We start from the raw sequence: 21,536 nt of genomic DNA, 5'->3' as shown, positions 1-21,536 counted from the left end.
TCCCCCGAAGAGTAGGGGGAACCCGCAACGGCCCGCAGCGAAAGGCACCTTGATGTTCACCGAAGTCGTCCGCGCCCTGGCGGCCTGCCAGCGCCCGGTCATCGTGGCGCTGGCCCTGCTGCCGGTCGTCCTGGTGACGGCGGCCTGCCTGCCCGCCGTCCTGCTGCTGCCCGCCTTCCCGGGCGGCGTCCGCCAACTGGCTTTCCTACTGGCCCAGCTGCGGCGCTGGACGGAGGCCGTGCTGGCCCACAGTTAGCCCGGGAGCGCCGCCGTCAGGTCGATCTCGACCAGTTGGCCGGTGTAGCCGAGCGCGGTGACGCCGAGCAGGGTGGAGGCGGTGGTGAGGGCCGGAGCGAGCGGGGAGGCGGTCAGCCGGTCCCAGGCTCCGGCGAGGACCTCGCTGCGGTCGCTGACCACGTAGACCACCGAACGCACCACCCGCTCGGGCCCGACGCCGATCGCGGCCAGCGCGGTCATCGAGTTGGCCACCACCTGGTCGATCTGGGCGTCCAGGCTCCCCGCGCCGACCAGCTTCTCCTCGCCGTCCAGCGGGCACTGCCCGGCCAGGTGCGCGGTGCGCCCGGCCTCCACCACGGTGATGTGCGCGTAGCCGGAGGTGGGGTGGAGTTCCGCCGGGTCGATGCGCGTGATGTCGGTCATCGGGCGATTGTCACTCCGGGCGGTCCGGCCGGCACCTGGTTTTCGGCCGTCGTGGTCAGTCGTCGTCGCGGGCGTGCCGGGAGAGGGCGGAGGAGGCCAGCGAGTTGTGGATGGAGAAGGCGACGGTGCCGGGCAGGTAGCGGTCCTGGGACCACTCGACGGGGGTGCCGGTGGGGTCGGTGGTGCGGCGCTTCTCGCGCAGCAGCGGGCTGCCGCGGCGGCAGCTGAGCAGGCGGGCGTCGTCGGCGTTGGCGGCGACCACGTCGATGGTGTGGTCGGCGTCGGTGAACAGGATGCCGTGCTCGCGCAGGGGTTCGGTGTGCGAGACCACGTCGGGCGGGAGCTGGGCGACCAGTTCGCCGACCAGGGGCGGGTAGACGGTGCGCTCGACCATGACGGGGACGCCGGAGAGGGTGCGCAGCCGGAGCGTCACGTAGACCTCGGCGCCGGGGTCGAGGCGGAGCTGTTCGCGTTCGGCGGCGTCGGCGGGGCGGCGGATCAGCGATTCGAGCCGGCCGCCGGGCTCCTCGCCCATCGAGCGGGCCCAGTGGGTGAAGGAGAGCAGTTCGGAGAAGGACTGGACCCGGGCGCTGCCGAGGACGACCCGGCGGGTGCCGCGGCGGGAGGTGACGAGTCCGTCGGCGCGCAGCATGGCGAGGGCCTGGCGGACGGTGCCGCGGGAGACGCCGTACTGCTCGGCGAGGGCGCCCTCCGCCGGCAGGCGTCCGGCTTCGCCGAACGAGCCGGAGGTGATCGCTTCGCGCAGGTCGGCGGCCACCTTGCGGTAGAGCGAGCCGGCGGCGCGGTCCTGGTCGAGTGCCACGTGCGTCGAGTTCCCTTGGCTGGTACGGAGGTTGGGCCGTGTCCTGCGCGTGACCGCGCGTACACCACTGACTGTAGCCCGTGCGGCCGGGGCGGCCCGACCCGGGCGCGACCGTTCCCGCAGCCGACCCCCGTCCTGGGCCGTCCGTTCACCTTCCCGTCACCGGCTTCGGGCGTACTTGCTTCCGGCGACGGAAGTTGGCTGGCCAACTTGGCCGGACAACCGGACGCGCCGCGCACCGCACACCCCTCGTGATCTCTGCAGCTCCACTTCCTCCAGGAGACCCTCCCGTGACCGTGCACCGCCACCGCGCCGCCGCCCTCGCGGCCGTGCTGACCGCTGCCGCGCTCTCCCTCTCCGCCTGCGGCTCCGCCGGCTCGTCCGCAAAGTCCGGCGACACCGCCAAGGACGGCGGCGCGGTGAACGCGAAGACCGCGACCTCGCTGGCCGACTTCGGCGGCATGGACGGCCTGGTGGCCGCCGCGAAGAAGGAGGGCAAGCTGCACGTCATCACCCTCCCGCGCGACTGGGCCAACTACGGCAAGCTGATGGACGACTTCAAGGCGAAGTACGGCATCGAGATCGAGGACGAGAACCCGGACGGCTCCAGCCAGGACGAGATCAACGCGATCAAGTCCCGCAAGGGCCAGGACCGCGCCCCGGACACCGTCGACCTCGGCTCGGCCTTCGCGCTGTCCGCCGCCAAGGAGGGCATCCTCGCCCCCTACAAGGTGGCCGGCTTCGACAAGATCCCCGCCACCATGAAGGACCCGAACGGCCTCCAGGTCAACGACTACGGCGGCTACGTCTCGATCGGCTGCGACGCCAAGAAGGTCGCCGTCTGCCCGAAGACCTTCGCCGACCTGCTCAAGCCGGAGTACAAGGGCCAGGTCGCGCTGAACGGCAACCCGACCAAGTCCGGTTCGGCGTTCGGCGGCGTGTACGCGGCCGCGCTGGCCAACGGCGGCTCGCTGGACAACGTCCAGCCCGGCATCGACTTCTTCGCCAAGCTGAAGCAGTCCGGCAACTTCAACCCGGTCGAGTCCACCCCGGCCACCATCGAGAAGGGCGAGACCCCGATCTCGATCGACTGGTCGTACCTGAACGCCGGCTACACCGACGAGTTCAAGAACAAGGGCATCGACTGGCAGGTGGCCGTGCCCAGCGACGGCTCTTACGCCCAGTACTACAGCCAGGCCATCAACAAGGACGCCCCGCACCCGGCGGCGGCCCGCCTGTGGATCGAGTACCTGTACTCGGCCGAGGGCCAGAACGGCTTCCTCGGCGGCTACGCCACCCCGGCGCTGTTCGACGCGATGAAGGCGGACGGCACCCTGGACGCCGCCGCCGCGGCCAAGCTGCCGGTCGTCGAGAAGCCCTTCACCACCTTCCCCACCCCGGAGCAGGTCGACGCGGCCAAGAAGGTCGTGACCGACACCTGGGCCAAGGCCATCGCGGGCTGATCACCGACATGACCACGGCTCCCACCCCGGTGCCGACCCCGGCCGCCGCTGTCCCCAGCGGCGGCCCGGGGGCTCCCGGCGCCGCCCCCTCGTCCCCCACCCCGCCGCCCGTCCGGCGCCGCCCGCTGCGCGGCGGCTCCTGGCTGGCCACCGTGCCGCTGCTGGCCTTCTTCCTGGTCGGCTTCGGCCTGCCCGCCGTCGCCATCGTCACCGGGGCGTTCACCGTCTCCAGCGACGCGGAGAGCGGCGCCGGCTCGTTCACCACCGCCAACCTGACCGACTCGGTGCAGGGCGCGTACTGGACGGCGCTGGTCTCCAGCGTGAAGCTGTCCGCGCTGACCGCGCTGATCGGCACCGTGCTCGGCGTCCCGATCGCCCAGGCCGTGCTGACCTCGCGGTTCCGGCTGCTGCGCGAGGCGGTGCTGACCGCCTCCGGCGTGCTCGCCAACTTCGGCGGCCTGCCGCTGGCGTTCGCCTTCGTCGCCACCCTGGGCAACGCGGGCGAGCTGACCAAGCTGTTCCACCTGACCGACCACGGCTGGTCGCTGTACAGCTTCACCGGCCTGACCGTCACCTACCTGTACTTCCTGGTGCCGCTGATGGTGCTCACCATCACCCCCGCGCTGGAGGGCCTGCGGGTGCAGTGGCGCGAGGCCGCCCAGAACAACCGGGCCACCGCCCTCCAGTACTGGCGGCACGTCGCGCTGCCGATCCTGTTCCCCTCGCTGCTCGGCGGCTTCGTGCTGCTGTTCGGCTCGGCGTTCGCCGCGTACGCCACCGCCGCCGCGATGGTCGGCGCGACCGTCCCGCTGATCAGCCGCCAGATCGCCGACGCGCTCTCCGGCAACGTGCTGGTCGGCCAGGGCAACCTGGCGCTGGCGCTCAGCCTGGACATGATCGTCGTGGCCGTCCTGGTGATGGCCGTCTACCTGCCCCTCCAGCGCCGGAGTGCCCGATGGCTCAGCTGATCTCCCGCCTGCGGGTCTGGCGCGGCGCGGTCCTGCTGCTGGCCGGCCTGTACTTCGCGGTCCCGCTGGCCGCCTCGGTCTGGTTCTCGATCGACGACGTCAACGGGATCTCCTTCGAGGCGTACACCGGCCTGCTCTCCGCCCCCGGCTTCACCGACAGCCTGGTGCTCACCCTGGAGCTGGCCGCCGTCACCGTCGTGGTGCTGCTGCTCCTGCTGGTGCCCGCGATGATCGCGGTCCGGCTCGGCTCGCCCCGGCTGCGCCCGGTGCTCGAGGTGGTCTGCACCCTGCCGCTGGTGGTGCCGCCGGTCGCGCTGACCGCCGGCCTGATCGGCGTGCTGCGCTGGGGCCCGGACCACCTGATGGACACGCCGCTCTTCCAGACCTTCGTGTTCGTCCAGCGGCCGGAGTTCCCGCTCGTCCTGGTCATCGCGTACGTGCTGATGGCGCTGCCGCTCGCCTACCGCGCCCTGGACTCCGGGCTGCGCGCCGTGGACGTGCGCACCCTGGTCGAGGCCGCCCGCAACTGCGGCGCGGGCTGGCCGCGGGCCGTCCTCTCGGTGATCGTGCCGAACCTGCGCGGCGCGCTGCTGAACGCCGCCTTCCTCACCCTGGCCCTGGTCCTGGGCGAGTTCACCACCGCCTCGATCCTCGGCTACCAGCCCTTCGCGGTGTGGATCTACTCGGTCGGCAACAGCCGGGGCCAGATGTCCGTCGCGGTGTCCGTGCTCAGCCTGCTGATCACCTGGGTGCTGCTGCTCCTGCTGGCCGCCGCCGGCCGCGAGCGCCGCCACCAGACCGTCGCCACCTCCTGACCGCTCCCGGAGACCGCCACCCATGAGCACCGCCACCGCCCCCCTCGCCCAGGACGCCGCCACCGGCGGCGCCACCGTCGAATTCCGTTCGCTGCGGCGGACGTTCGGCACCACCACCGCCCTGGACGGCCTCGACCTGACGGTCCGCCCGGGCGAACTGCTCGCCCTGCTCGGCCCGTCCGGCTGCGGCAAGACCACCGCGCTGCGCGTCCTCGCCGGGTTCGAGACCCACGACTCCGGCGAGGTGCTGGTCGACGGCGAGGACATCACCCGCATCCCCGCCCACCGGCGCGACGCCGGCATGGTGTTCCAGTCCTACAGCCTCTTCCCGCACCTGACCGCCGCCGACAACGTCGCCTTCGGGCTGCGGATGCGCGGCGTCGGAAAGGCCGAACGGCTGCGCCGCGCCCAGGAGTTGCTGGAACTCGTCGGCCTCCCGCAGCGCGCCGCGCACTACCCGCACCAGATGTCCGGCGGCCAGCAGCAGCGCATCGCGCTGGCCCGCGCGCTGGCCCTCCGGCCGCGCGTCCTGCTGCTGGACGAGCCGCTCTCCGCGCTCGACGCCAAGGTCCGGCTCACGCTGCGCGAGGAGATCCGCCGCCTCCAGCAGGAGCTGGGCATCACCACCCTGTTCGTCACCCACGACCAGGAGGAGGCCCTCTCGATGGCCGACCGGGTCGCCGTCCTGCGCGCCGGGCGCCTCGAACAGTGCGCCACCCCTTCGGAGTTGTACTCCCGGCCGGCCACCGCGTTCGTCGCCGAGTTCGTCGGCACCATGAGCCGCATCCCGTGCTCGCGCACCGCCGACGGCGGGGTCGAGGTGCTCGGCCGCCGCCACCCCGTGGACGGGGCCCTGCCCGCCGACGGCGAGCTGCACGTCCTGGTCCGCCCGGAGGACGTCGAACTCGCCCCCGCCGAGGACGGCACCGCCCTGGTGGTCGCCGCCTCCTTCCTGGGCGCCGTCACCCGCCTCACCGTGCGCCTGGCCGACGGCACCGAGATCAAGTCCGACCTCCCCACCGGGACCGCCGCCACCCTGCCGCTCGGCACCCGCGCCGCCCCCACCCTCCCCGACCGCCCCGTCCTGGTCGACCGCGCCCCGGCCGCCCGGCCCTGACCCCGGTTCCCCGCGCCCGGCACCGACCGGGGCGCGGGGAACCGCGCGGAGCGGACGGCCACCGGTCGGGGACCGCGCCCCGCGCCCCGCTCCGTCCGCCGCGCCCCGCCTGCCCCGTCCGCCTCGCACGCCCGAAACCACCCCGTAAGGTACCGCCATGCCTGCACCCCGCCCCGCCGCCGTCCTGTTCGACATGGACGGCACCCTGGTCGACACCGAGCACCTGTGGTGGCAGGCCGCGGCCGAACTCGCCGCCGAGCTGGACCTGGCCCTCACCGACGCCGACCTCCCGGACGTCCTCGGCCGGGCCGTCGAGCACACCGCCGCCCACCTGCACCGCAGCAGCCGCACCTCCCGCCCGGAGGCCGACCTGGTGGCGCACCTGAACGACTCCTTCGCCGCCAAGGTCGGGGCCGAGGTCGTCCCCCGCCCCGGCGCCCTCGCGCTGCTCGCCGCGCTGCGCGACGCGGACGTCCCGACCGCCCTGGTCTCGGCGTCCCCGCGCCGGGTGGTCGACCTGGTGCTGCGCGCCATCGGCCCGCACTGGTTCAGCACCACCCTCGCCGCCGAGGACACCCCCCGCACCAAGCCCGCCCCCGACCCCTACCTGGCCGCCGCCGCCCGGCTGGGCCTGGCCCCGGCCGTCTGCGTCGCCGTCGAGGACACCCCGACCGGCGTGGCCTCCGCCCGCGCCGCGGGCTGCCCGGTGCTGGCGGTGCCGTCCGCCGTCCCGATCCCCGCCGCGCAGGGCACCACCGTGCTGGACAGCCTGGCCGACGCCGACCTCCCCTTCCTCGCCGCGCTCTCCCCCGCCCGCTGATGCCGTACCTGCTGCTCGCCCTGGCGATCACCAGCGAGGTCTGCGCCACCAGCCTGCTCAAGCTCACCGACGGCTTCTCCCGGCTGTGGCCCAGCCTCGCCGTCGCGGTCGGCTACGCGCTCTCCTTCGCCCTGCTCGGCCGGGCCCTCAAGCACATACCCGTCTCGGTCGCGTACGCGGTCTGGTCGGGCGCGGGCACCGCCGCCGTCGCGGCGATCGGCGCGTGCTTCTTCGACGAGGCGCTGGGCCGCCTCCAGTGGTGCGGCCTCGCCCTGGTGATCGCCGGCGTGGTGCTGCTCAACCTCCGCTCCACCCACTGACCTGCCCGAATCCGGTTGACCGCAGCCGGGGCGGACCAGCAGGATCCGGGGCCATGAGCGTCGAATCCACCCTGGTCAGGGCCGAGGCCGACCTGCGGGAGGGCCGCGAGCCGCTGGCCCGCCGCCGACTGCACGGCCTGCTGTCGAACGACCCGACCGACCTGGCGGCCCGCCGCCGCCTCGCCGACGCGTACCGGCGGACCGGGCAGCTGGACGAGTGCGGACGCTGGAGCTACCTGGACGAGGAGCTGTCCGGCCTCGAACTGGCCGCCTTCGAACGGCGCTTCCGCGACCCGGCCCGCCGCCTGGCCGTGCTGCGCTGGCCCGACCCGGCGCGCCGCCCGCCGTCGACCCCGACCGCCCGCCGCCGCCTGGCCGCCCTGTACCGGGCGGCCACCGGCACCGCCCCCGACTGGCCGGAGCACCGGGAGGACGCCGCGGCCCCGGCGCCCGCGACCGTCGGCCCGCCGGCCCCCGCGCCGGTCGCGCCGGTCGGCCGCCGACCCGCCCGGCGGCACTGCACCGAGGCCGACCTCCACCCCCAACGGCCCGCGCACGTGGCCGCGTTCCACCTCACCCTGGTGCTCGTCGCCGTGGCGGCGGTGCTGCTGGCGCTGGTGCTCTGACGGCCGTCCGCTACTTGAGCGTGCTGCGCAGTGCGTCGACCCGCTGGGCGGAGGCGGTGAAGTCCTTCCGGTCGAGCTGGCCCGAGGCCAGCGCCGAGGCCAGTGCGGCGGCCGCCGCGTCGCCCTGGGCGACGTCCCGGCCGGAGCAGAGCAGCAGGTCGACGCCCGCGCGGGCGACGGCGAGGGCGCGCTGCTGGGTGCCGCCGACCGGGTCGAGGGCCTTGGCCTCGATCGCGTCGGTGACGGTGACGCCCTGGTAGTGCAGGCGGGTGCGGAGCTCGTCGCGGACGATCGTGCCGGACATCCCGGCGGGGGTGCCGGGGTCGAGGGCCGGGTAGACCGCCCAGGAGAACATCACCAGCTGGACGCCGGCGGCGATCGCGTCCCGGTAGGGGCGTTCGTCGACGGTGCGCAGCTGGTCGAGGGAGGTGTCCAGGGTGACGGGTTGCTCGTCGGTGTTGGCCCCGGCGGGGGCGCTGCCGAGGCCGGGGAAGTGCTTGGCGGTGGCGGCCACCCCGGCGCCCTGCTGGGCCTTGAGGAAGGCGGAGCCGAGCCTGCCGACGGTGGCCGGGTCGGTGCTGTAGGAGCGCTGCGCGGAGTCGGCGAAGTCGCCGGGGGTGCGGTAGACGTCCAGCACCGGCGCGAGGTTGAGGTTGAGGCCGAAGGCGGCGAGCGCGGCGGCGGCCTCGTCGCCGGTGCGGGTGGCGGCGGCCGTCGGGTCGGCGGAGCGGCCGACGTCCTTGGCGGACTGCGCGGGCCCGCCGGGCACCCGCCGGACCACGCCGCCCTCCTGGTCGGTCATCAGCAGCAGCGGGCGCGGGGAGGGGCTCTGCTGCTCGGCCTCCCGCAGCCGGTTGACGGCGGTGCGCAGCGCGTCGCCGCCGTTGCCGACGTTCTCGGCGAAGAAGATCACCCCGGCGACCCGGCCCTCGCGCACCCGCTGGAGCAGCGTGTCGGGGACGGTGGTGCCGGGGTACGAGTAGACGATCCGCTGCCCGGCGAGCTGCGCGTCGCTCGGGCCGGTGGTCGGCGCGGCGCTGGACCGGGTGGGCGTGGGGGTGGGGCTGGGGCTGGGGGTCGGCGTCGGGGAGGGCGTCGGGCTGGGGCTGGCGGGCGGGCTGCTCCCGGTGGGTTGGGCGCCGCCGGTCGCCGTCCCGGCGCTGCCGGACGGGGCGCCGCCGCCGTTGCCCGAGGAGCCGCAGCCGGTGAGCAGCGCCAGTCCGAGGGTGAGCACTCCGAGCGAACGCAGTGACCGCAACATGCCATCAGATAACCACGCAAAAGCCGCGCGGACCAGTACCGCCCGGCCCCGGGGCGTCGTCGGGGCCGGGCGGTGGTGCCGGGGTGAGGCCCCGTCAGCGGGTGGCCGTCAGTGGGTGGCCGTCAGCGGGCGGCCAGCAGGGCGGGCAGTTCGGCGACCGAGGCGAGCACGTGGGTGGCGCCGTCGGCGCGCAGCCGGTCCGCGTCGTGCGCGCCGGTGAGCACGCCGGCCACCACCGAGGCGCCGGCCCGGCTGCCGGTGAGCATGTCGTAGCCGGTGTCGCCGGCCACCGCGACCTGCCGGACCGAGTCGGTGCGGGTGCGCAGCAGCGCGGTGAGGGCCAGGTCCGGGTAGGGGCGGCCGCGGCCGGCGTCGGCGGGGCAGAGCGTCAGGTCGGCGATGTCCTGCCAGCCGAGCGCGGCCAGGATGCGGTCCTGGGTGGTGCGGGCGAAGCCGGTGGTGAGCGCCACCTTCCGCCCCTGTCCGCGCAGTTCGGCGATGGCCTCGGCGGCGCCGGGCAGCGCCTCACAGCGGCCCTGGTCGACCAGGCCCTCGTAGGCGGCCTCGAAGGCCAGGTTGGCGCCCTGCGCCCGGTCCTCGTCGCCGAACAGGTGCCGGAAGACGGAGATCTTGGACTCCCCCATGGTGGCCCGGACGTGCGCCAGCATCGCGGCGTGCTCGGGGCTCCCGGTCTCGACCCCCTGGGTGCGGGCGGCGGCGTCGAACGCCAGCTCCACCAGGCCGTCGTCGGCGACGGTGGTGCCCGCCATGTCGAGCACCACCAGGGTCACATCGTGCGCGTTCATGTCCAACCTTCTTGTCACGCAGGTACGTTGACGTCGGTGCCGGGGCCTTCCGGCCCCGGGTGCGCGGGCCGCGGGCTCAGAGGCCCGCGGCGTCCGCGGTGGTCTCGGCGATCGCCGGGGAGCAGGTCATGCCGCGCCCGCCGGGGCCGGTGACCAGCCAGGCGGTGTCGGCGAGCCGCTGGCGGTGGACCACCAGGACGGGGTCGGTGCACTGGGCGTAGACCCCGGCCCAGCGGCGGCGGGTCCGGGGCAGCGGACGGCCGAGCAGCTCCCCGGCGACCTCGGCGAGGTGGTCGTACGGGTCCTCGACCACGTCGAAGCCGAACGGCTGGTCGTACTCGTGGGTGTCGCCGACGGTGAGTCCGCCGTCCCGGCGCTGCACCATCAGCAGCTGCATCCGGTGCTGTTCGGCGACGGGGGGCTGCGGCTGGCCGGCCCGCAGGGCGTCCAGCTCGGGTCCGGCGAAGGCGGGGTAGTAGCGGAAGGAGTCGCCGTCGGCGACCGAGGTGGTGAGCGGCTCGCCGAGCGGGTCGGTCTGCATCATCTGGAGGCGGACCCGGCGCACCGGCAGGTCGGGGGCGAGTTCGCGGACCAGGCCGCCGAGCCAGGCGCCGGTGCACAGGATCACCAGGTCGCCCTCGTGCAGCTGCCCGTGGTCGTCGCGGACGGCGCGGTCGCCGACCAGGTCGCGGACCTCGCGTCCGGGCAGGAAGGTGTAGCGGCCGGTGGCCTCCAGCGCGGCGCGCAGCGCGGGCTGGGCGACGCGGGGCTCGACGGCGGCGTCCCGGGTGCAGTGCAGGCCGGCCAGGAACTCGCCGCGCAGCGCGGGGTTGAGGGCGCGGACCTGCTCCGGGTCGAGCAGCCGGTAGCCGCGGGCCTCGGCGTCGGGGAGCTTCGACGCGGCTTCGGCGACCGCGAGTTCGGCCTCGGTGCGGGCCAGGGTGAGCGAGCCGTTGGGCCGGAACCACAGGCCGGGGACGCGCTCGCCGATCCGCTCCCACAGCTCGCGGGCGCGCAGCGCGGTCTCCAGCTCCGGCCCGGCGGCCCGGCCGCTGACCCAGACCAGGCCGAAGTTGCGGACGGAGGCGCCGCGGGCCTCGGTCTCGCGTTCCAGGTGGACGACCTCGTGGCCGCGCTCGACGGCCTGCCAGGCGTGCATGGTGCCCAGCACGCCCGCTCCTACGACGATGACTCTCATGCGGACAGGCTCGGGCGTCGAGGTGGCCGCCGGGCGTCGGGCTCCCTTCAGGAAGGTGAACCGCCCGCAAGAGTTGTCCATACAACCTGGCCACCCCGACGCGCCGGGCACCCCGCCCGCCCCGGCTCGGTCCAGCCCGGCACGGCTCGGCTCAGCGCAGCTCGGCTCAGCGCAGCACGGTTCGGCCCAGCGCAGCGCAGCGCAGCACGGTTCGGCCCAGCGCAGCGCAGCTCGGCACGGTTCGGCCCAGCGCAGCGCAGCTCGGCACGGTTCGGCTCAGCGCAGCTCAGCGCAGCTCGGCTCAGCGCAGCACGGTTCGGCCCAGCGCAGCGCAGCTCGGCACGGTTCGGCCCAGCGCAGCGCAGCTCGGCACGGTTCGGCTCAGCGCAGTACCCGCGCGTGCAGGTACTCGCGCCGCCCGAACCGCGGCTCGTCCACCGCCGTCAGCTCCTCCACCTGGAAGCGGTACAGCGCGGCGGGCCCCCGCCCCGCCAGGAACTGGGCGGCCACCTCCGGGTCGGCGGCGAACGCCGGGTAGCGGCCGCGGTAGGCCGTCAGCGCCGCCTCGGCCTGCCGCCCCCAGGCCTCGCTCGCGCTGCCGGTGAGCTGGATGCCGCGCAGCTGCTCGCCGTACGCGGGCGGCTGCAGGTGGACGGTGGCGGCGGCCCTGGCCTCCTCGGCCAGGTGCAGGCTGTGCCGGGTGGAGCGCTCGCTGACGAAGTACAGCACCAGGTCGGAGTCGAAGGCGTAGAAGGCCAGGTTGGCGTGCGGGCCGCGCTCGTGTCCGGCGGTGGCGAGGCTGAGCACCGTGCTGTCGGCGAGCAGGCCCTCCACCCCCTTCCCGAGCTCGTCCGCGGGCCAGTTCCCCTGGATGACGTCGAGTCGGTACGGCATGGCACGTCCCTCCGCAGAGCTGCAGGAAAAAGCGAGCCGGGCGGGGGAGTCACCCCTGCCCGGCTCACATGCTCTCCCCGGGCGGCGCGGCGGCACAAGAGGCCGACCGGCCCGGATCGGCCGGGTCACCGGCACCCCGCTCCAGGGGCTCCGACCGGCCCGTTCCCGGCCTCCGACCGCCCTCCGACCGGCCCGGATCGACCCGGGCCTCCGGGCGGCCCGCCCGGACCGCCCGGACCGCTCAGACCGCCCCGGCGCCCAGGACCGGCCCCAGCGGACCGGTCCGCAGCCGGTCGACCAGCGGGGCGGCGCGCCCGGCCAGCAGTGCCAGCGGGACGGCGACCAGGACGCCGAGCAGCGCGGCGGCCAGCACGTCGTGCGGGTAGTGCGCGCCGACCCAGACCCGGGAGGCGCCCATCAGCACGGCGGCCAGCAGGGCGATCCAGCCGATCCGGCGGTCGGCGTACCAGAGCGCGGCGGCGGCGGAGAACGCGGCCACCGTGTGGTTGCTGGGGAAGGACCAGTCGCCGGCCGGCGCGCAGGACTCGACCACGAAGCTGCCGGGGAGCTGCCGGCACGGCCGGACCTCCTCGACCAGCGACTTGAGCACCGAGTTGACCAGGTAGGCGACCACCACGATCAGCGGCGAGGCCAGCACCCGGGCCATCACCGCCGAGTCGGCGGCCCGGGCCCGCCACCAGGCCCAGAGCATCAGCAGCGCGAACACCGCCATGCCGTACGCGGACCAGGCCCTGGTCAGCTGGTCGAACCAGTGCGGCGCGGACTCGGCCCACCCGGTGACCCGGGTGTAGAGGCCGCCGTCGATGCCGCTGCCGTCGTAGGCGAGCAGGTCGGCGGGGGGAGGAACATTCGGGATCACAGGGACAACATGTACCAGAACGGACGCGGCGGGCGGTTCACCCACCGCTCCGGGGAGCGGGATCAGGGGCAAGGCTGGCGGACCTCCCGTTACGTTGGGGGGCGTCCGCACGGGGAGGCACCCCAGCGTCTACAGTTTTGTAGACGTCTACAGGACTGTAGACGAATCCCGGAGGTTCGCGCGACATGACGGACACGCCCGCCCGTCGGCCCGCGGGGGAACTGGAGGCCCAGGTCCTGGCCGCCCTCTGGGCCGCCGACGGCCCGCTCACCCCGCAGCAGGTCCAGCACGCCCTCACCGCCGACCTGGCCCGCACCACGGTCGCCACCATCCTGGCCAGGCTGCACGAGAAGGGCACCGTCACCCGCACCAAGGCGGGCCGGGCCTTCGCCTACACCCCGACCGTCCAGGACGCCGACGGCCTCGCCGCCCGCCGGATGCGCACCGAACTCGACCGCGGCCGGGACCGCTCCACCGTCCTGGCCCGCTTCGTCTCCGACCTCTCCGGCGAGGACGAGCGCCTGCTGCGCGAACTGCTCGGCGAGCAGCCGTGACGATCGCCGTCTGGGCCCCGCTGCTGCTGCCGCTGCTCGCCGCCCCGCTCGCCCGCCGTCTCGCCGACCAGCTCGACCCGCGCGCCGCCGCCCTCACCCTGGCCGCCACCGCCGTCGCCCTCGGCACCGCCGCACTGGCCTCGCTCGGCCTGCTCGCCGTCACCGGCCTGCTGCGCCTGCCCCCCGCCGCCGCGCTCGCCCACATCTCCCCCGCGCACTGGCACCCCGGCGAGCTGACCGCCCCGGAGCGGGGCCCCACCGCGGCCGCCGCCGCACTCGCCCTGCTCACCACCACCGTCCTGGCCGCCCGCACCGCCCACCACCAGCACGCCGACCTGCGCCGCGCCCGCGCCGCCACCGGCGACCCCCCGCCCGGACCGCGCGCCCTGCTGCGCCGCCCCGACCCGGCCGCGCCCGCCGCCCTCACCGTCCTCACCGACGACCGGGCCGACGCGTACGCCCTGCCCGGCCGCCCGCCCCGGATCGTCGCCACCACCGGCATGCTCGCCGCCCTCACCCCGCCCGAACGCGCCGCGCTGCTCGCCCACGAGCGCGCCCACCTGACCGGCCGCCACCACCTGCTGCTGGCCGCCGCCGAGTACGCGTCCGCCTGCCACCCGGCGCTGCGGCCGCTGCGCCCGGCCCTCGGCTACCACCTGGAACGCTGGGCCGACGAGTGCGCCGCCGCCGAGGTCGGCGACCGCGCCCTCACCGCCCGGGCGATCGGCCGCGCCGCCCTGGCCGCCGCCCGCACCCCCGCCGCCCCGCACCCCGCCCTGGCCTCCGCCGCCACCGGCCCGGTCCCCCGCCGCGTCCGCGCCCTGCTCGCCGACCGCACCCCCACCCGCTCCCGCCGCGCCCCGCGCGCCCTCGCCGTCCTCGCCCTGGCCGGCTGCCTCACCGCCACCACCGCCGCCACCGCCGAAGCCGGCCACGACTTCCACCGGGCCGTCGAAACCGCCCAGGCCCGACCCGCCGCCGACCACGACTGAACCGGCCCCGTCCTCGCCTTGGCCGCCCCCGCCGCCGCGTCCCGCTCGCACCACCCCGCGCGCCCGGGGCGCGGCGGCGGGGAACAGGCCAGTCTGCCGCAGCCGCCGGAGCCCGCACGACTCTTTCCGCCGCCCCGGCGTGTCCGCTCCGGCCCCCCGTAGGCTGGCAGCGGGACGGGGAGACGGGGGACGGCATGCAGCGGATCGGAGGCGGCGGCACGCCGCCCGCCCGGGCACCCCGCCGACCGGTCCGGCTGCGGGCGCACGAGCACCCGCAGCGGCCGGAGATCCGGCCGGAGATAGGGGACTCCTGGGCCCGGCTGCGCGGGCTCGGGCTGGACCCGGAGCGCGGGCGGGAGGTCCGGCGGCTGCGTCCCGGCGAGCTGGAGGAGACCCGGCACGCCACCGGCCTGGAGCAGGTGCTGCCGGTGCTGCGCTCCGCCCTGTTCACGCCGGGCGAGCAGGCGCCGGTGGTGCTCGCGGTCGCCGACCCGAAGGCCCGGGTCCTGTGGCTGGAGACCGGGCGGCGGCTGCGGCGGGACGCGGACGCGATCGGGTTCGAGCCGGGCGCGCTCTGGTCCGAGGACGAGGTCGGCACCAACGGCCTCGGGCTGGCCGCCCGGACCGCCCGCCCCAGCACCGTGCACTCCGCCGAGCACTACCTGTACAGCCACCGCAGTTGGAGCTGCGTGGGCGTCCCGATCCGCGACCCGCGCACCGGCCGGTCGGCCGGGGTGGTCGGCCTGAGCGGCCCCGCCACCGGCGACCACCCCTACCTGCGGCAGCTCGCGCTGACCGCCGCCCGGCTCGCCGAGACCGAGCTGCGGGCGGGCCACCTGGAGGCGCTGCACCGGCTGCGGACGGTCGCGGTGCCGCTGCTGGCCCGGTTCGGCGGCCCGGCCCTGGTGGTGGACGGCGCGGGCTGGACGGCCGCCGCGACCGGCCTGCCGGGGCCGCCCCGGCTGGCGCTGCCGCCCGGCAGCTGGGGCGTCGGCGGGGTGCACTGGGTGCCGACGCTGGGCGAGTGCGCGGTGGAGCCGCTGGCCGACGGCTGGCTGGTCCGCCCGGCCGCCCCGCGCCCGGCCGAGCTCGCCGCGCAGGCCGGGTCCGCCGTCCTGGAGCTGGACCTGCGCCGCCCCGGGAGCCCCGAGCTGCGGGTGCGCGGCAGCGCGGGCGCCTGGTCGCACTCGCCGAGCCCCCGGCACGCCGAACTGCTCCTGCTGCTGGCCCTGCACCGGGACGGCCTGAGCGCCGCCCGGCTCGCCGAGGCCCTGTTCGCCGACCCGGCCCGCACCGTCACCGTCCGCGCCGAACTCTCCCGGCTGCGAAGGCACCTGGGCGCCCTGCTGGCGGCCCGGCCGTACCGGCTGACGGCCGGCGCCGAGACCGCCGTGCTCGGCCCGGACGACCCGCACGACCTGCTGCCCGGCTCGGTCGCCCCGGCCGTCCGGGAGCTGCGCGCGGACTTGGCGCGCGGCGCGCTGCGGCTGCCGGGCCGACCCGGCGGGGCTCAGCCGCCGGCCAGCAGCTCGGCCAACTCCTCGTCGCTGGGCAGCAGTTCGGGCGCAGCGCCGTCCGGCACCACGGCGTAGGTGCGTTCCAGCCAGGATTCCACCTGCGGCCGGGACGCCTCCAGCAGGGCGCTGCCGTGCGGGGACTCCAGCGCCAGGTGCAGGGTCGCGCCGTGGCAGGGGCAGGACGCCGGCCACAGCTTGACGTCGCCCTGTCCGCTGAGCGATTCCAGGCCGTCGCGCAGCAGGTCCCGGGAGAAGACCCAGTCCGCCTCGTCGGGACGCCCCAGGTGGAAGGTCAGCCGCACCTCGTACGGCGCGGCGGCCGCGTACCGGAACCGGGTGCGCACCTCGCCGACCAGGTCCTGGTCCAGGGCGATCCGCAGGACCAGCACCTCCTCGACCACCGCGGGGGGCGCGGCGGCCCCGTCCCGGTCGCCGCCCGTGGGGGTGGCGGCGACCGGCTGGTCGGAAGGGGCGGGCAGGGGGTCGCACGGCATGACGATCTCTCCGAAGCGGCTGGGTACCGCACCAGCGTGCTCCGGCGCACCGCCGCTCGCAACGGTTGCAGGGGGTTGCACGGGGTGTTTCGGATGGCCTGTTCAGGCCACACCGGTGGCACCGGCGTACGCCAACTCGCCGGTCCGCCACGGGACTCGATCCGGCCCACAGGTTTGGCCCGGGATCTGGCGGCCCGTCAGACCGCTGGTAGTCTCGTCCCTCCCGCCCCGTTCGTCCGGGCCCGTCCGGGCCGCGCACGGGCCGCGGCGTCGTGTGCGGACCTGTCAAGGAAGGGGAGCCCGGTGGCGCTCCGCGAACACCCCGGGCCCGTCCGCGCGGGCCGCTCCGGACGGCACGGCCGGCCCGGGCCCTTCGGCGGGCGGCTGCGGCTGCCCACCATCCGGTTCTCCGGCGCGGCGGTGGCGATGTCCACGGTGGTCGGGATCAGCCTGGCCACCACCTGGCTGCTGAACGAGCAGCAGCAGGTCGGCCGCCGCATCGGCGTCACCGTCGGCGGGCCGCCCGTCCCCAGCCCGGACGCCCCGCCCACCGGGAGCACCGCCCCAGCGCCGGGCAGCACCCTGCAGGCCGCCCCCGCCACCACCGGCGGCGCGAACGGCGGTGCCACCCCCGTCACCAGCCCGCACCCGGCCGCGGCCACCGCCTCCGCCCCGCCCGTCCGCCCCGCCGACGCACCCGCCCCCGGGCCCTCCCCCGCCGGCACCCCCGCGCCCGGCCCGTCGCCCTCGCCCGCGCCCTCCCTCTCCGCGCCGCCCGCGCCGTCCGGGTCGTCCGCCCCGGCCGACCCGGGTCCCCGGCCGCCCTCGCTGGGCCCGAGCCCGTCGGCCGCCCCGTCCCGCACCCCCGCGCCGTCCGCCTCCGCCCCGCTGCCCCTCACCCTGCACGGCACCGGCCAGGCCGACGCGCTGGGCCCGGTCGGCACCCGGCACACCCTGCGGCTCGACCTCGACGAGGCGATGACGGCGCTCCAGGTCGAGTTCCGGCTCAACCGCCCGGCCGCCCTCCCCGGCACCACCCCCGCCACCGACCTCCCCGGTGCGGTCGTCACCATCGCCCTCGAACGCGACACCCTGGTCTACCGCTTCACCACCCCCGCGGACCTCCCGCTGCGCCCCGGCAGCTACACCTTCACCATCACCGGCGCCGCGGCCGATCCCACCCCCGGCGCCCCCGCCACCCCCGCCACCTCCGAGACCTGGACCGCCTCCGCCTTCGCCCTCCCCACCGCCCGGGCCCTCACCGCCCGCGGCACCTTCTGACCCCACCGGCGGGCCGCACCGCCGGAGCCGGCCGGGGGCGGGGCCGCAGGCGACGACGCGCCCGCGACCCCTCCCGGCCCCCGCGGGAACCCCTACGCCGTCCGGAACGCCGCCCGCACCGCGCGGGTGCGGCGCAGGTCGTCCGTCGCGTCGGAGAGGTTGCGCCGCAGCGCGGGCGTCAGCGCGGGGTCGGCGAGCACCGCCTCGGCGGCGGCGACCACGTCGGGGGCGGCCTCGGCGACCGGGAAGAGCGCCTGGCCGAGCAGCCGGGCGACGGTGTCGGTGCGGTCGGCGGCCTCGGTGATCCGCTCGAAGAAGCGCAGCGCGTACGCGTGCTGCCGGTCCGGGTCGCCGGAGGCCCAGAAGCCGCGGGCGGTGGCCTCCAGGATCCGGTTGGAGGCCGCGTCGGGGGTGAAGAGCAGGTCCCAGGCGCGGGCCTTGGCGGCCTCCTCCGGGCGGGCGGCCCGGGCCCGGGCGGCGCCGAACTCGGCCTCGCTGCCCGGTTCGCGGGCCGTCTCGGCGGCGATCGCGTCCTCGTCGAGCGCGCCGAGCGCGGCCAGCCGAGCCAGCCCGGACCAGCGCAGCTCCGGCCCGACGGACAGCCCGTCCGGCACCCCGTCGCCGGCCAACCAGCCGCGCAGTTGGGCGAGTTGGTCGTCGCCGCCGCTGCTCTCGACGGCGGCGCGCAGCGCGGCCAGCCGGATGCCCTGGCTGCCGTCGCCGGCCAGCAGGGCGCGGGCGGCGCGGCTGACGGCGGCCAGGCCCTCGGCGCGGCGGGCCGGCGGCAGGTAGCGGCCGGCCACGTGGGTGCGGGCGAAGGCGAGGACCGTCTCGACGATGCTGTCGGAGGTCTCGGCGGGCAGGTGCCGTTCCATCAGGTCGAGGTACTCGGCGGGGTCGAGTTCGGCGTCCCGGACCAGGTCGCGGGCGTGCTCCCACAGGACGGCGCGGGTGACGTCGTCCTCGATCGCCGACAGCGACTCCCGGACGGCCCGCCAGGAGTCCGCGTCCAGGCGGATCTTGGCCCAGGTCAGGTCGCCGTCGTTGGGGACGACCAGGGTCGCGCCGGCCTCGACCAGGGCGGGCACGGCGACCCGGCGGCCGGGGCCGAGCTCGACCGGGACGCGGCCGACCGGGACGACCCGGCCGTCCTCGACCCGGTAGCCGCCGACCTCGATCAGGTGCGGCCGGCTGCCCTCGTTGACGACGGTCAGCGCGGTGAGGGTGCCGTCGGCGGCGCGCTCGGTCTCGGCGCGCAGCGTGTCGACGCCGCTGGTGCGCAGCCAGGCGTCCGCCCAGCCGTGCACGTCGCGGCCGCTGCTGGCGCTCAACGCGGCCAGGAAGTCCGGGAGTTCGGCGTTGCCGTAGAGGTGGTCGGCGAAGTACGCGTTGAGTCCGGCGAAGAAGGCGTCGTCGCCGAGCCAGGCGACGAGCTGGCGCAGCGCGGAGGCGCCCTTGGCGTAGGAGATGCCGTCGAAGTTGACCATCGCCTCGGCGACCGAGCGGGTGCCGTTGCCGGCGACGGGGTGGGTGGAGGCGCGCTGGTCGGCGTCGTAGCCCCAGCCCTTGCGCTGCACCGAGAAGCCGGTCCAGGTGCCGGTGAAGCGGGTGGCCTCGGCGGCGATCCGGTAGCCGAGCATCTCGGCGAACGACTCGTTCAGCCACAGGTCGTCCCACCAGCGCATGGTGACCAGGTCGCCGAACCACATGTGGGCCATCTCGTGGCAGACCACCATGGCGCGGCGCTCGCGCTCGGACGCGGTGGCCGGGGAGCGGAACAGCATCTCGTCGCGGAACACCACGCAGCCGGGGTTCTCCATCGCGCCCCAGTTGAACTCGGGGACGAACGCCTGGTGGTACTCGCCGAACGGGTAGCGCTCGTCGAAGAGTTCGTGCAGCCGGTCCAGCGAGGCGGCCGTCACCTCGAACAACTCGGCCGCCTCGCGGTCGAGTTCGGCGGCCAGCGAGCGGCGGGCGTGCAGGCCGAGCGGGATGCCGTCGTGCTCGCCGTGCACCGAGTGCAGCGGGCCGCCGACCACGGTGAACAGGTAGGTGGAGATCGGCTTGGTCGGGGCGAACTCCCAACGCCCCTCCTCCGCCCTGGTCCTGGCGCCGTTGCCGACCAGGGTCCACTCGGCGGGGGCGGTGGCGCTCAGCGTGATCGGCGCCTTCAGGTCGGGCTGGTCGAAGCAGGCGAACACCTTGGCCGCCAGGTCGGGACCGCAGGTGGCGTACACGTACACCGCGCCGTCGGCGGGATCGGTGTAACGGTGCAGGCCCTCGCCGGTGCGCGAGTAGCGCATCTCGGCCTCGACCAGCAGTTCGTTCTCGGCCCGCAGGCCGGGCAGCGCGAGGCGGTTGCCGTCCAGGGCCGCCACGTCCAGCGGCTGCCCGTTCAGGACGGCGCGCCGCAGGACGGCCGGGTCGACGTCGACGAAGCTGTCGACGCCCGGCTCGGCGCACCCGAACCGGATCACGGTGGTGCTGCCGAACCGCTCCGGCCCGCCGGTCAGGTCGAGGTCGACGGCGTATCCGCGGACCTCCAGCAGACGGGCACGGACAGTTGCTTCGGATCGTTGCAGTGCTGGCATGCCCGCATGCTCGCCGAGCCCGCCGGGGGCGGGCAAGCCGGTTCGGCCCGGATTCGCTCGCGGCGTATCCCGGCGGGCCGGGCGGGTTGGCTAGGGTGGGGACGGCGGCGATTCGAGGAGGAGCACGTGACGACTGTTCTGGCGCAGGGCGGCAACGCACCCCTGGGGTCGGCCCGGGTCGTGGTCGAAGTCGCCGCGCCCAAGCGGCTGGACGTCTCGGGGCTGCTGCTCACCGCGGCCGGCAAGGTCCGTTCGGACGCCGACTTCGTCTTCTTCAACGCCCCGCAGGGCCCGGGCGTCACGCACCGCCCGGCGGCCGGCGGCACCCCCGACGCGATCGCCGTCGACACCGCGGCGGTGCCCGAGGAGATCACCCGGATCGTGGTCACCGCCTCGCTCGACGACCGGCGGGCCACCTTCGCGGGCACCGAGCCCACCGCGACCGTCCGGGACGCCGACACCGGCCGCGAACTGTTCGCCTTCACCCCGCCGCGGCTCTCCCGCGAGACCGCCCTGGTCGTGGTCGAGGTCTACCGGCGCGGCGCCGAGTGGAAGGTCCGCGCGGTCGGCCAGGGCTACGCCAACGGGCTGGCCGGCATCGCCACCGACTTCGGCGTCGCGGTCGAGGACGCGGCCCCGGCCGACGCCACCGCCGACGCCGCCACCGGTTCCTCCCCCGCCGCCCCGGCCGCCCCGCCCGTCCCCACCACGCCGCCCGCTCCCACCGCGCCGCCCACCGCCCCGCCGAGGCCGAGCGCCGCGCCCCAGGGCTCCGCCACCCCGCCCCCCATGCCCTCCGGCTCCCCCGCCGTCGGCAAGATCACCCTCGACAAGGGCCGGGTCAACCTGGTCAAGGGCGGCTCGGTCTCCCTGGAGAAGGCCGGCAAGCCCTTCCTCGCCTCGGTCCGGATGGGCCTCGGCTGGGAGCCCGCCGGGCGCGGCCGCAACATCGACCTCGACGCCTCCGTGATCGCCTTCGACGCCCAGCGCGCCAAGATCGACACCGCCTGGTTCATGAAGCTCTCCGTCTTCAACGGCGCGATCGCCCACTCCGGCGACAACCTCACCGGCAAGGGCGGCGGCGACGACGAGGCCATCACCGTCCACCTCAGCGGCCTGCCCCCCGAGGTCTGCGGCCTGGTCTTCGTGGTCAACTCCTTCTCCGGCCAGAAGTTCACCGACATCAAGAACGCCTACTGCCGCCTGGTCGACGCCGCCACCGAGGAGGAACTCGTCCGCTTCGACCTCGCCCAGTCCGAACCCCACACCGGCGTCGCCATGTGCAAGCTGGTCCGCCAGTTCTCCGGCGAGTGGGTGATGACCGCCCTCGGCGAGTACGTCGACGCCAAGACCGCCCGCAGCATGGTCAAGCCCGCCGCCGCGATGCTCTGACCCGCCGACCCTGCCCACCCCGCGGCCGGCTCCTCATCGGCCACGCCGACACCCGAGAGCCCCG

22 protein-coding genes are annotated in these 21,536 nt (G+C 75.9%); 13 read left to right on the top strand and 9 right to left on the bottom strand.

Features of this window, described 5'->3' with window-relative positions; translation table 11 throughout:
- Positions 1 to 52: 52 nt before the first annotated feature.
- Positions 53 to 256: a hypothetical protein gene (locus tag ACIP60_RS29640; protein WP_400689984.1), complete on the top strand. Its 204-nt coding sequence runs from the start codon at positions 53 to 55 to the stop codon at positions 254 to 256.
- On the opposite strand, the gene ACIP60_RS29635 is transcribed toward ACIP60_RS29640, so the two are convergent.
- Entirely contained in the window at positions 253 to 660 is a 408-nt protein-coding gene (locus ACIP60_RS29635; RefSeq protein WP_400689981.1) for a RidA family protein, read from the bottom strand. The genes ACIP60_RS29640 and ACIP60_RS29635 overlap by 4 nt on opposite strands.
- A 55-nt stretch (positions 661 to 715) precedes the next feature.
- Positions 716 to 1,483: a GntR family transcriptional regulator gene (locus ACIP60_RS29630; protein WP_400689978.1), complete on the bottom strand. Its 768-nt coding sequence runs from the start codon at positions 1,481 to 1,483 to the stop codon at positions 716 to 718.
- Between the two features lie 290 nt (positions 1,484 to 1,773).
- Here ACIP60_RS29630 and ACIP60_RS29625 point away from each other — a divergent pair, with 290 nt between their 5' ends.
- The 7 genes from ACIP60_RS29625 to ACIP60_RS29595 all read left to right on the top strand — a co-directional run bounded on the left by ACIP60_RS29625 (position 1,774) and on the right by ACIP60_RS29595 (position 7,612).
- Entirely contained in the window at positions 1,774 to 2,946 is a 1,173-nt protein-coding gene (locus ACIP60_RS29625) for an ABC transporter substrate-binding protein (protein ID WP_400689975.1), read from the top strand.
- An 8-nt stretch (positions 2,947 to 2,954) separates the two neighbouring features.
- Complete coding sequence (locus ACIP60_RS29620; RefSeq protein ID WP_400689972.1) at positions 2,955 to 3,914, top strand: ABC transporter permease; 960 nt, start codon at positions 2,955 to 2,957, stop codon at positions 3,912 to 3,914.
- Positions 3,902 to 4,729 (top strand): ABC transporter permease, encoded by an 828-nt coding sequence (locus tag ACIP60_RS29615; protein ID WP_400689969.1) that lies wholly within the window; start codon positions 3,902 to 3,904, stop codon positions 4,727 to 4,729. Before ACIP60_RS29620 ends, ACIP60_RS29615 begins: the two co-directional genes overlap by 13 nt.
- Positions 4,730 to 4,751: 22 nt before the next feature.
- Positions 4,752 to 5,846 carry an ABC transporter ATP-binding protein gene (locus ACIP60_RS29610; protein ID WP_400689967.1) on the top strand — a complete coding sequence of 365 codons (1,095 nt, stop codon included), beginning with the start codon at positions 4,752 to 4,754 and terminating at the stop codon, positions 5,844 to 5,846.
- A 157-nt stretch (positions 5,847 to 6,003) separates the two neighbouring features.
- Positions 6,004 to 6,666, top strand: coding sequence for an HAD family phosphatase (locus ACIP60_RS29605; RefSeq protein ID WP_100840221.1), 663 nt, complete (start codon positions 6,004 to 6,006; stop codon positions 6,664 to 6,666).
- Positions 6,666 to 6,986, top strand: coding sequence for a DMT family transporter (locus ACIP60_RS29600; RefSeq protein ID WP_400689962.1), 321 nt, complete (start codon positions 6,666 to 6,668; stop codon positions 6,984 to 6,986). The genes ACIP60_RS29605 and ACIP60_RS29600 overlap by 1 nt, the downstream gene beginning before the upstream one ends.
- A gap of 53 nt (positions 6,987 to 7,039) precedes the next feature.
- Positions 7,040 to 7,612: a DUF6584 family protein gene (locus ACIP60_RS29595; protein ID WP_400689959.1), complete on the top strand. Its 573-nt coding sequence runs from the start codon at positions 7,040 to 7,042 to the stop codon at positions 7,610 to 7,612.
- Positions 7,613 to 7,622: 10 nt separating this feature from the next.
- Here ACIP60_RS29595 and ACIP60_RS29590 read toward each other — a convergent pair whose 3' ends face one another.
- The 5 genes from ACIP60_RS29590 to ACIP60_RS29570 all read right to left on the bottom strand — a co-directional run bounded on the left by ACIP60_RS29590 (position 7,623) and on the right by ACIP60_RS29570 (position 12,651).
- Complete coding sequence (locus ACIP60_RS29590; protein WP_400689956.1) at positions 7,623 to 8,873, bottom strand: glycoside hydrolase family 3 N-terminal domain-containing protein; 1,251 nt, start codon at positions 8,871 to 8,873, stop codon at positions 7,623 to 7,625.
- A gap of 122 nt (positions 8,874 to 8,995) precedes the next feature.
- Positions 8,996 to 9,679 (bottom strand): phosphonatase-like hydrolase, encoded by a 684-nt coding sequence (locus ACIP60_RS29585; protein WP_400689953.1) that lies wholly within the window; start codon positions 9,677 to 9,679, stop codon positions 8,996 to 8,998.
- A 76-nt stretch (positions 9,680 to 9,755) separates the two neighbouring features.
- Positions 9,756 to 10,877 carry a TIGR03364 family FAD-dependent oxidoreductase gene (locus ACIP60_RS29580; RefSeq protein WP_400689950.1) on the bottom strand — a complete coding sequence of 374 codons (1,122 nt, stop codon included), beginning with the start codon at positions 10,875 to 10,877 and terminating at the stop codon, positions 9,756 to 9,758.
- 381 nt (positions 10,878 to 11,258) lie between these two features.
- On the bottom strand, positions 11,259 to 11,771 hold the full coding sequence (locus tag ACIP60_RS29575; protein WP_100840227.1) for a pyridoxamine 5'-phosphate oxidase family protein: 513 nt from the start codon (positions 11,769 to 11,771) through the stop codon (positions 11,259 to 11,261).
- A gap of 241 nt (positions 11,772 to 12,012) precedes the next feature.
- The gene (locus ACIP60_RS29570) at positions 12,013 to 12,651 is read right to left on the bottom strand and encodes a phosphatase PAP2 family protein (protein ID WP_400689947.1); all 639 of its coding nucleotides are present in this window, start codon (positions 12,649 to 12,651) and stop codon (positions 12,013 to 12,015) included.
- Positions 12,652 to 12,836: 185 nt separating this feature from the next.
- Here ACIP60_RS29570 and ACIP60_RS29565 point away from each other — a divergent pair, with 185 nt between their 5' ends.
- From ACIP60_RS29565 to ACIP60_RS29555, 3 genes are all read left to right on the top strand, one after another.
- The gene (locus tag ACIP60_RS29565) at positions 12,837 to 13,205 is read left to right on the top strand and encodes a BlaI/MecI/CopY family transcriptional regulator (RefSeq protein WP_400689945.1); all 369 of its coding nucleotides are present in this window, start codon (positions 12,837 to 12,839) and stop codon (positions 13,203 to 13,205) included.
- Positions 13,202 to 14,197: a M56 family metallopeptidase gene (locus ACIP60_RS29560; protein WP_400689943.1), complete on the top strand. Its 996-nt coding sequence runs from the start codon at positions 13,202 to 13,204 to the stop codon at positions 14,195 to 14,197. The genes ACIP60_RS29565 and ACIP60_RS29560 overlap by 4 nt, the downstream gene beginning before the upstream one ends.
- A gap of 194 nt (positions 14,198 to 14,391) precedes the next feature.
- Positions 14,392 to 15,789, top strand: a complete 1,398-nt coding sequence (locus ACIP60_RS29555) for a transcriptional regulator (RefSeq protein ID WP_400689940.1) — start codon at positions 14,392 to 14,394, stop codon at positions 15,787 to 15,789.
- On the opposite strand, the gene ACIP60_RS29550 is transcribed toward ACIP60_RS29555, so the two are convergent.
- The gene (locus tag ACIP60_RS29550) at positions 15,708 to 16,208 is read right to left on the bottom strand and encodes an SsgA family sporulation/cell division regulator (protein WP_400689937.1); all 501 of its coding nucleotides are present in this window, start codon (positions 16,206 to 16,208) and stop codon (positions 15,708 to 15,710) included. The two genes, ACIP60_RS29555 and ACIP60_RS29550, sit on opposite strands and share 82 nt — an antisense overlap.
- Before the next feature lie 303 nt (positions 16,209 to 16,511).
- Between ACIP60_RS29550 and ACIP60_RS29545 the strand changes: the two genes are divergently transcribed.
- Positions 16,512 to 17,489: a hypothetical protein gene (locus ACIP60_RS29545; RefSeq protein WP_400689934.1), complete on the top strand. Its 978-nt coding sequence runs from the start codon at positions 16,512 to 16,514 to the stop codon at positions 17,487 to 17,489.
- 92 nt (positions 17,490 to 17,581) lie between these two features.
- On the opposite strand, the gene pepN is transcribed toward ACIP60_RS29545, so the two are convergent.
- Positions 17,582 to 20,080 (bottom strand): aminopeptidase N, encoded by a 2,499-nt coding sequence (gene pepN, locus ACIP60_RS29540; RefSeq protein WP_400689931.1) that lies wholly within the window; start codon positions 20,078 to 20,080, stop codon positions 17,582 to 17,584.
- Between the two features lie 138 nt (positions 20,081 to 20,218).
- Here pepN and ACIP60_RS29535 point away from each other — a divergent pair, with 138 nt between their 5' ends.
- Positions 20,219 to 21,472, top strand: a complete 1,254-nt coding sequence (locus ACIP60_RS29535; protein ID WP_400690238.1) for a TerD family protein — start codon at positions 20,219 to 20,221, stop codon at positions 21,470 to 21,472.
- Positions 21,473 to 21,536 lie beyond the last annotated feature (64 nt).

Source organism: Kitasatospora sp. NPDC088783, from assembly GCF_044750705.1.
Taxonomy (GTDB): domain Bacteria; phylum Actinomycetota; class Actinomycetes; order Streptomycetales; family Streptomycetaceae; genus Kitasatospora; species Kitasatospora fiedleri.
Note: the sequence above shows the minus strand (reverse complement) of the source record. Positions and strands in the feature narration are given on the sequence as shown.